Origin of the sequence: Rhizobium rosettiformans W3, from assembly GCF_004912135.1 — a bacterium.
Lineage (GTDB): Bacteria > Pseudomonadota > Alphaproteobacteria > Rhizobiales > Rhizobiaceae > Allorhizobium > Allorhizobium rosettiformans.
This window is the reverse complement of the sequence record NZ_STGU01000038.1, coordinates 1-8,319: the sequence shown is the minus strand read 5'-3', so window position 1 is coordinate 8,319 and position 8,319 is coordinate 1. Positions and strand designations below refer to the sequence as shown.

General features: G+C 55.0%; 11 protein-coding genes. All 11 read left to right on the top strand.

Annotated elements, in window-relative coordinates; all coding sequences use genetic code 11:
* A partial coding sequence (locus tag FAA86_RS24765) for a hypothetical protein (RefSeq protein WP_205910068.1) occupies positions 1 to 691 on the top strand: 691 nt, incomplete at its 5' end.
* Between the two features lie 718 nt (positions 692 to 1,409).
* Entirely contained in the window at positions 1,410 to 1,844 is a 435-nt protein-coding gene (locus FAA86_RS23805) for an LPD29 domain-containing protein (protein ID WP_136543739.1), read from the top strand.
* The gene (locus FAA86_RS23800) at positions 1,841 to 2,356 is read left to right on the top strand and encodes a hypothetical protein (protein ID WP_136543737.1); all 516 of its coding nucleotides are present in this window, start codon (positions 1,841 to 1,843) and stop codon (positions 2,354 to 2,356) included. The genes FAA86_RS23805 and FAA86_RS23800 overlap by 4 nt, the downstream gene beginning before the upstream one ends.
* Positions 2,357 to 2,481: 125 nt before the next feature.
* Entirely contained in the window at positions 2,482 to 3,000 is a 519-nt protein-coding gene (locus FAA86_RS23795; protein ID WP_136543735.1) for a RuvC family protein, read from the top strand.
* Positions 3,000 to 3,530: a hypothetical protein gene (locus FAA86_RS23790; protein WP_136543733.1), complete on the top strand. Its 531-nt coding sequence runs from the start codon at positions 3,000 to 3,002 to the stop codon at positions 3,528 to 3,530. The genes FAA86_RS23795 and FAA86_RS23790 overlap by 1 nt, the downstream gene beginning before the upstream one ends.
* The gene (gene terL / locus FAA86_RS23785; protein ID WP_136543731.1) at positions 3,530 to 5,254 is read left to right on the top strand and encodes a phage terminase large subunit; all 1,725 of its coding nucleotides are present in this window, start codon (positions 3,530 to 3,532) and stop codon (positions 5,252 to 5,254) included. Before FAA86_RS23790 ends, terL begins: the two co-directional genes overlap by 1 nt.
* A gap of 1,558 nt (positions 5,255 to 6,812) precedes the next feature.
* Positions 6,813 to 7,124, top strand: coding sequence for a hypothetical protein (locus FAA86_RS23780; RefSeq protein ID WP_136543729.1), 312 nt, complete (start codon positions 6,813 to 6,815; stop codon positions 7,122 to 7,124).
* 103 nt (positions 7,125 to 7,227) lie between these two features.
* Positions 7,228 to 7,350 (top strand): hypothetical protein, encoded by a 123-nt coding sequence (locus tag FAA86_RS25150; RefSeq protein WP_281281775.1) that lies wholly within the window; start codon positions 7,228 to 7,230, stop codon positions 7,348 to 7,350.
* A gap of 32 nt (positions 7,351 to 7,382) precedes the next feature.
* On the top strand, positions 7,383 to 7,634 hold the full coding sequence (locus FAA86_RS23775; RefSeq protein WP_136543727.1) for a hypothetical protein: 252 nt from the start codon (positions 7,383 to 7,385) through the stop codon (positions 7,632 to 7,634).
* A gap of 5 nt (positions 7,635 to 7,639) precedes the next feature.
* Positions 7,640 to 7,939, top strand: a complete 300-nt coding sequence (locus FAA86_RS23770; RefSeq protein ID WP_136543725.1) for a hypothetical protein — start codon at positions 7,640 to 7,642, stop codon at positions 7,937 to 7,939.
* Between the two features lie 104 nt (positions 7,940 to 8,043).
* Entirely contained in the window at positions 8,044 to 8,199 is a 156-nt protein-coding gene (locus FAA86_RS24760) for a hypothetical protein (RefSeq protein ID WP_167495086.1), read from the top strand.
* Positions 8,200 to 8,319: the final 120 nt, after the last annotated feature.

The following is an 8,319-nucleotide window of genomic DNA, read 5'->3' as shown; positions in this document are numbered from 1 at the left end:
CATCGACCCGTCTGACGAATTGGCTCGCCGCATGATCCCGATCTACATCATGCCGGAGGTAGCCAGGCCGGAGCTGCGCACCGACTTCTATCATGCCGACCTCGTGGGCTGGACTCGAGAGTATCGCTCAGAGCTGATCTGGTCGCTGTGCGTCCTCATCCGCAATTGGGTTGCCAAGGGCATGCCGGACGGCTCGAAGAAGCTCGGCTCGTTCGAGGATTGGGCGCGTGTGACGGGCGGCATCCTTGAGGCGGCTGGCATTGGTGGCTTCCTGGAGAACCTCGCGAGCTGGCGCAGCCTGTCGACGTCCTCCAACCAGGACGACATCGAGGTCATGGCTGGGCTGATCAAGGAGATCGGTATCGACAAGCACTTCAAGGCAGGTGAGCTGTTCGACGGCATCTATGATGAGGCCACCGGTAACTTCGACGTCGATGTCCCGATCCGTGGGCGCGACAAGCACACGCTCAAGACCCAGTTCGGCAAGTATCTCGGATACCGCAAGGGCAAGATTTACGAGATCGGAGGCAAGAACGTGAAGCTTGAAGCGACCGGCATCACCGGAGGATCGGTGCGCTATCGGTTCGCAGAAATGGGCAAAAGGGTGACCGACAAGATGGCGAACAAGACCAAGATGGAGGCCCGCCTGGAGAAGAGCACCCAGGATGAGCGACAGCTAGAAACCGCATAACACTCAAAGGGCGCCTTCGGGCGCTCTTTTTCGTTCTGGGTGTCGGACGATCACTTAGGCGGAATGTCCACACGTTGATGCTTGATGGACGCCTGTTTGATGCTTACCCCACCTGAAATGGCAGTCATCGAGCGAAAATAGGGGGGTAACCAGTTGGGGTAGATTTTCGTTAATTTCGATGAATGTCGTTTAGTTTCAATAAGATGCGGGAGAAATGAGGGGTAAAGAGGGGGTGAGGGCTAGGGGGTCCCTGCTCCATACGTATAGAACGTTTATGTGCATGCTGCTTGTGCCTTGTGCGGCCCGACACTCTTATAAAAGCACTGATTTATCAGCATAAAAATTTATAATCTCTATAAAAGAGATATAACCCAACTACCCACCTTTACCCCCTACTATCTTTAATATGTCATTGTAATTATTGAATTTATTGAGTGTTTAAGAACCCCAAATTTACCCACCTATTACCCTACTCGACCCCCCGCTCCTAAAGAGTCACCCACCTCGCATCGAGTGTGGCAGGAATGGGCACCCCACCGAGACCGGCGATAAGCGATTGATTTTGTTTGATTTTAGCCGCTTTGAGTGTTGAGTGTGGGGGCAGAATGCGGCGTTCAGTGTCAGAAATTGCGGCGGGAGTGTGAATTTAGTTGACATGTGGGATAGAGAATGCGACAAGGAAGACAGAAATGCTGTCAACCACATGAGAGGAGTCATCATGTCCGCAGTGCCCACCAGCAACTACCGCTCGATCTCGACCCCCGAGACCGCCAAGCTTATCCGCGCCCTGATGAAGAAGCGCTTCCCTGAGGTGAAGGCCAAGGTTCACTCGCATCGCTATGCCGGTGGTTCCTCCATCGACGTCAAGGTCGACTTCGAGCGCAGCGACAACCCGGAGCGCTGGGACGAGATCATCGGTCTCCTCGACGGCTTCTCCGGTCAGGGCTTCGACGGCATGATCGACATGACCTTCTACAAGCACTCGTGGCTCAATCCGGACGGTACCGCCACCCTCGCCAAGCACACTGGCACCCAGGGCAGCGGCGGCAGCTATGAGGCGGTCGACAACCCGGCGCCGGACGAGAAATCCGAATTCGTCCACTTCCACGCCAACCACGTCTTTCTTTCCTACGATTGGAGTTCTGCCCGATGACCGAGACCTTGAAGCGCTTCAGCGCAGCCATCGCCCGCCTGGGCACTTCCCTGGGCGTCGAACCCCACCAGGAGACCTTTACCGAGAGGGTCTCGCCGGAGCGGGATGATCCCGGCACCGTGATCCATTTCGAGGGGCGCATGATCGCTCAACGGGCGCCCAATGGTGAACTGACGTTCCTCGAAGACATCCGGCGCGACGAGTTGATCGCTGCCAGCGACCAATTCCAGCTTGAAGCCTGGGAGAAGGAGAACGAGCTGACCGAGGAGATCGAGCGCCTCAAGGCTCGCGTCCAGGAACTGCTCGAAGCCAACGTCCGTTTTGAGCGGGAAGCCCGCAAAGCCAAAGCCTGGTCCAAGCACCTGGAAGCCAACACCCTGGTGCTCAGCTCGATGCTGAACCTCGCCTATGAGAAAGGAAAGATGCTTGAGAAGAAGTCCGGAATGCGGATCACCCCGAAGGAACAGCTCGCCGCCAAGTCTGGTGCGAATGTACATCGCGCTGACGGTTAGCGCCTTCGGAATGCTGGCTTACGTCATCCTCGCCTGCTAGGCACAAGTGAGCCACAAGGTCAAGAATTTTGACCAAGGATAGTTAATGTGACATAATGGGCGCCAAAATTAACCTTGGTGCCCATATGTCGTTTACAGTAGCAGGAATTGACCCCGGCAAGACCGGCGCGATCACATTCATCGATCCAGAAGAGCACACGCTCGAAATCTTCGACATGCCCGTGCGGCAGCTGAAGGACGATTCCAAGCGCTCCGAAGTCGACGCCAAGGCGCTGTTCGACATCTGCGACCCCCGCAACATCAAGCATGGCTTCATTGAAGAGGTCTGGTCTCGTACCGGCGACGGTAACGTGGGCGCCTTCAATTTCGGTGACAGCTACGGCACCGCCAAGACCGTTCTGCTCGCCTACGACATCGAGCTGGTCCGCGTCCTTCCGAACGTCTGGAAGAAGAACATGCGAGCGCCCAGGGACAAGACCCTGTCGCGCCAGCGAGCCGTTGAGCTATTCCCTGCAGCCAAGGACCTCTTCAAACGAGTGAAGGACGACGGTCGAGCCGAGTCCGCAATGATCGCGCTCTACGGCTGCTTCTCCCTCGGATTTGAATTCGCCCGCCCGCTCACATTGATCGGAGGGTCGAACTGATGCCAGCTCTCGATAAAATCCGTTGGGAGAACTACGCCCGCAACCTCGCCAAGGGCATGACCCAGGCAGACGCCTATGAAGACGCAGGTTTCACCCGGTCGAAGCAGGCAGCGTCAGCGCTTGCCAACAACCCTGTGATCCTTCAGCGGGTCGAGGAGCTGAGAACTGAGCGCGAGCGCATCCTCTCCGGCCCCACGGTCTTTGACGAGGACGCAGACACCGACAACGGCGAACCCCTGGTCGAAGTCACCATGGAATGGGTGATCGAGCGCCTGGCGGCGAACGTCGTTTCTGCTCAGTCCACCGGCAACCATAGCGCTGCAAACAAGGCCCTCGAAATGCTGGGGCACCACCTCGGTCTGTCGTTCAGCGACAAGAAGGCGCCATCCGGTGACGAGGGCAAGCCTGGCAGCAACCTGGGCAGTGGCAACACCTTCAACATCCTGTCGCTCACCGAGGGCTTGAAGCAGCACGCTGCCGCCCTGGAGCAGATGCCCATGAAGGACGTCACCCCCGAGGATGATGGCTGATGGAATTTGACATCCGCCCACATTCCAAGCGCCGTGCGATCCGAGAAATCCTCTCCACCCTGGACAAGCACCGCAACAAGGTCGAGCGCTGCCTGGCTCGCGGGATGCCGATCCCTACCGACACGCTGAAATACTGCGGCTTCCTCAACGTCACCGAACCGAACGCGCTGCTCAATGCGATCAACATGTTCCATGATCAGTATCAGGCGGCATATTTCGCCGAGCTGAGAGCGCTCGCCCGCAATGACCTGACGGCCTTTGCCGAGTACATGAACCCGGATGAACCCCCGGCGCCTCACCATGTGTGGATGTGCGACCGTCTCATGGAGATGGAGAGCCGCGAAATCCTCCGCATGTTGATCTCGATGCCGCCAGGACATGCGAAGTCGACCTATTCCTCTCGCCTGTTCCCCGCCTGGTACATGGGGCGCAACGTCAAGCACAAGTACATCCAGGCCGGTCACACCACCAGCTTCTGCGAAAGCGAGTTCGGGAAGAAGACTAAGGCGCTGATCGACACTGAAGTCTTCCGCGACGTCTTCCCAGACATCTTCCTCGCGGTCGACTCCAAGGCTGCGGGTAACTGGTCACTCGCCGGTACCGGTGGGCAATATCTCACCCGTGGCGTCGGTCAGGGTATCTCAGGCTTCCGTGCTCACTGCGCCGGAGTTGACGACCCGTTTGCCTCTCGTGAAGACGCGGAGTCTCAGACGATCCGCGACAAGGTCTTCGACTGGTTCTCTGCTGACTTCACCACGCGCCTGCTGCCAAACTCTCCGATGTTCGTCGTTGCCACCCGCTGGCACTCGGATGACCTTTGCGGTCGCATCGAAGACATGAACCGGCAGGGCAAGGGTCTTCCCTGGGAGATCATCAATCTCTCGGCGATCTGTGAGGACCCAGAGACCGATGCAATGGGGCGATCACACGGCGAACCTCTCTGGCCTGACTTCTACACTCATGACCACCTGATGAACCTGAAGGCCACGCTTCCACCGCGTGACTGGAATTCGCTGTACATGGGCAAGCCCGTGGACGAGGAAGGCGGCGTCATCATCGGTGAATGGCTCAAGACCTACGACATGCTACCAGGGCACAACAGCCGCAAGCGCACCGTGGTCTCGGTCGACTCCGCTATCAAGGCAAACCAGCGAGCTGACTTCAGCGCCATCGGCGTCTGGATCGAGGACTTCGATGGATTCCACCATCTTGCTTACATGCACCGTGCCCGAGTGGAATTTCCCCAGCTGGTCACGCTGATCGAGAACATCGCCGTCACCTGGGGCGCCGATACCATTCTCATCGAAGACAAAGGCTCCGGCACCCAGTACGTTCAGACACGCGCCAACAAGGCGCCGTGCCCGGTCATCCCTCTATCGCCAAATAACAACTCTAAGGAGTTCCGTCTGGACGGTGTTGCTCCGCTCTTCCAGGCTGGCAAGGTATTGCTACCCAAACGTGCCGAGTGGCTTCCTGACTATACCGCCGAGCTGCTGGGTTTCCCCAACGCCAAGTATGACGACCAGGTCGACGTTACTTCGCAGTACCTCACCTGGGCACGTGTCAGCACTAAAAGAGGCAACGTGAAGCTCCAGGGTAAGTCCAAAGGGAAGGGCCACAGAAATTCAGTGATCGCTGAAATTGAGGCTCAGTTGGAAGAAATTTCTAAAAGGGCGAAGATGGACCCATTGGCTCAAGCACTGGCCGCAGCGGGCAGAAATTAAATTCAAAAATTTAGAAAATTTTAATTCTGAATTAATGCTTGACAAAATTCTGAAACTGTGAAGCAGAAAACTGTAAGAAAACGTACTGTAAGAAAAAGACAGCCGATTTCTGTAAGAGATAACACTCTGGAATCATTGCGAAATTCGGATTGTGTAAGAGTATGTGCTTTTTCTTACAGTTTGAGGACGCCTTATGGCACAAGGGCTTGCCTGAAATGGTCAAGAATCTGTCCTGGGACCCCTTGATTTCAGAGACCGGGGACCCTGCGATTTTCTTGACCGGGCAGGGACCCTGGAGGATTCGCGACTGGGGTGGGGTCGGAATACAATTCTAAGGATTCTGGCATCCGTAGAATCCATGCCAATTGACTAAAATACATCATTCTGTTTGAATTATAACGATTCCTGAGATCGCTATTGATTTTGGGAGGGGCTTCAGGTCCACCGGATCAGCCTGGTTGAAGAAGATGCTCTTGACCGGATAGCGCTTGCTGATCGAGCGGGCATCACGCCTCTTTGAGGGTGAGATCGGACCCATTAGGCACAGAAAGCCGTTGTCCCTGGCTAGTGCAACCAGGGAGCGTCCAGCTTCAAGTTGTGCAGATGAAGGAAGCAGGGCGGTGGATGTTGATTAGGAGTCGCCAGTCCACCGCCCCAGCCCAAAGCCGGTTAAGGCCTCAGACTTAATCCGGCATATACTCACCAATCGCTGGGCCGTGCAATGCCTGTGAACTCATGGTTCACTAATTATACGGGCACAACTACAAGCTATCGGTGCGATTACAGCCCCGGTTTCGATGCTCATCACCTGTCCTGAATAGTGCTGCAAGTCCTATTCACCAGGACATATCACGACTCCGAGGAAACTCTCCCTTAGGGTGCATGGGAACACCTCAGCACTCATGAATATTTTTTCATTGGATAGCCCAGGGAAGGGCGCCTGACACTCCCGGCGCCGAGCACCAGGCCTGGACACTCAACACGCCCACCAGGCGCCCTGACACTCGTCCAGGCGACCGGCGCAACACTCATCGAGCAGGGCGGTTTTTATCGAGCTGAGCGGTTTTTATCGAGCTGAGCCATTTTTACTCATCGAGCCGCGCCGATTTTTTATCAAGACGCGCCATTTTTTCTATCAAGAGCGCCCGATTTTTTATCAAGGAGCTTGATTTTTTCACCAGGGCGTGTTTCGGTACAGATCGAGGCAGATTAAGTATTTAAATCAAATGCGAGATCAATTTGAATCAAATTCGAAATAGATTTGAAATAAGATTGATTCAAATTTGATGTAAATGCACCCTATTAACCATACCTGTTAAGGTAAAGAATTAAGGTTAACGCGGGGTGGTTAAAAGTTAAGGTTAACGCCTTCCGCCCTCGTCTTAACGTTTCATTAACCCTACTAATTAAGGTTAACGCCCGCGACCCGCTGCGCGGCTCCGCGTTAACCATATTCGTTAACCATAGGATTCAAGAGGTCAAACATTCTGACTCTCGCTGTTGACCGCTCCTTTAATATGCATCATATGGATCATATTAACAACGCAATGGAGTCGTCATGTTGAACGCAAAACCCGCTCAAATCCGCGCATTGATCGAAACTGCAGGATCGCGCTTTATCAGCGTCGAATTCGTGAAAAAGTCCGGCGAGCTGCGCAAGATGCTTGTAAACCCGGCAAGGCTGGGCGCCGTGGTACGTTCTGAGACTTTCGACAAGTCCGAGTCTCATGTTCGTGGGGCTGCAACGCGCAAGGCGGCAAATCCGCACCTGTTGAACGTCTGGGACGAGATCGCGGGAGGGCCGAGGACGATCAATCTGGACACTTTGACTCAAATTAAGGTCGATGGAGTCCATTATACACTTAATTAACCTTGTGACAGGGGAGGTCAGAAATACTGACTTTCCCTGTTGCCAAATCCCGGCAATGTGCATTATATAGATCATATTGAAACGGCAAACAAGGAACAAGCCAATGAACGCTTCCACTGAGTATCGCATCTGCTGGTCCCGCTTCTATCGCGGTCAACTGACCTTTCTGGTCGTTGTCAACGGCAATTACCGTTTGATGATCCACCAGGACACGCTGGGGCTTTAAGCCCCGGCAACACTCAACAGGAGTCGCCACCCATGGAAGAATTCGACGCGCAAACCCTCATTAATTCCGGACTCGCTTGGAAGCTGGAAGGCTCAATCGGTCGCCAATGCATGGCGGCAATCGAATCGGGTGTCTGCATGCTGGGACACTCAGACCACTATGACTATTGGGGGAATCACGTACCAAGCCGCGACCAGGTGCAAGCGGGCACCAAAGGAAGTTTCGACTATGTCGCCGAGCGTATGGGCTTGGATCATGCCGAGATGCAGGCAGGAAAGGAATAAAAGCAATGGCTAAATTTCAAGCTGCAGTCGACATCTGGGCAATCGATCAACAGGCGCGGCAACGCCTGCAAATCGGACAATGGGTTTATGCCGGGGATCGCTCCAATCTGGGCCGTTGGTACGGCACCAATGGAAGAACGGACGTGGTCGCATGGCTGGGCAATGCCCGCGCATGGAAGGGCAAGAGCGGCGGAATCCGGGGCTATTTCGCCACCATCCGCGCCTATGGCCGCAGCATCACAAACCTGCATCGCGTGGCCTTGCACCTGCAGCAGGGACGCCGAGCGCCGTTAACGGGCTGTTAACCTTAGGTTTGGGGAGGTCAGAAATTCTGACATCCCCTGTTGCCTGCCCGCTCAATATGCATTATATAGATCATATTGAAACGGCAAACAAAGGAGTCGCCGCAATGTTCAACTTCCTTCCTTTCTTCCGCAAGCCAGCCCCTAAGGCAGAGATCACAGATCGCCGCTGGGCAATGGTCACGCTCGACCGCAAGGAAAAGGTAATCCGCGACTCGTTCGTTGCCACCGTCGACCGTACGTCCTTCACGTTCTCGCGCTAACAGGAGTCGCGCCTATGTCTATGTTTCTTGCTCAAATCGTGGAGTTGCCCCTTAAAAACCGGACAGGATCAGGTTTCTGTTTGACGGTTTAAGAACTCACGAGGCGAGCGATACCCCAAT

Coding starts and splice junctions, on each gene's coding strand:
- FAA86_RS25150 (WP_281281775.1), top strand. CDS start 7,228: ATGAACGCTTCCACTGAGTATCGCATCTGCTGGTCCCGCTTCTATCGC.
- FAA86_RS23775 (WP_136543727.1), top strand. CDS start 7,383: ATGGAAGAATTCGACGCGCAAACCCTCATTAATTCCGGACTCGCTTGG.
- FAA86_RS23790 (WP_136543733.1), top strand. CDS start 3,000: ATGCCAGCTCTCGATAAAATCCGTTGGGAGAACTACGCCCGCAACCTC.
- FAA86_RS23805 (WP_136543739.1), top strand. CDS start 1,410: ATGTCCGCAGTGCCCACCAGCAACTACCGCTCGATCTCGACCCCCGAG.
- FAA86_RS23770 (WP_136543725.1), top strand. CDS start 7,640: ATGGCTAAATTTCAAGCTGCAGTCGACATCTGGGCAATCGATCAACAG.
- FAA86_RS23795 (WP_136543735.1), top strand. CDS start 2,482: ATGTCGTTTACAGTAGCAGGAATTGACCCCGGCAAGACCGGCGCGATC.
- terL (WP_136543731.1), top strand. CDS start 3,530: ATGGAATTTGACATCCGCCCACATTCCAAGCGCCGTGCGATCCGAGAA.
- FAA86_RS24760 (WP_167495086.1), top strand. CDS start 8,044: ATGTTCAACTTCCTTCCTTTCTTCCGCAAGCCAGCCCCTAAGGCAGAG.
- FAA86_RS23800 (WP_136543737.1), top strand. CDS start 1,841: ATGACCGAGACCTTGAAGCGCTTCAGCGCAGCCATCGCCCGCCTGGGC.
- FAA86_RS23780 (WP_136543729.1), top strand. CDS start 6,813: ATGTTGAACGCAAAACCCGCTCAAATCCGCGCATTGATCGAAACTGCA.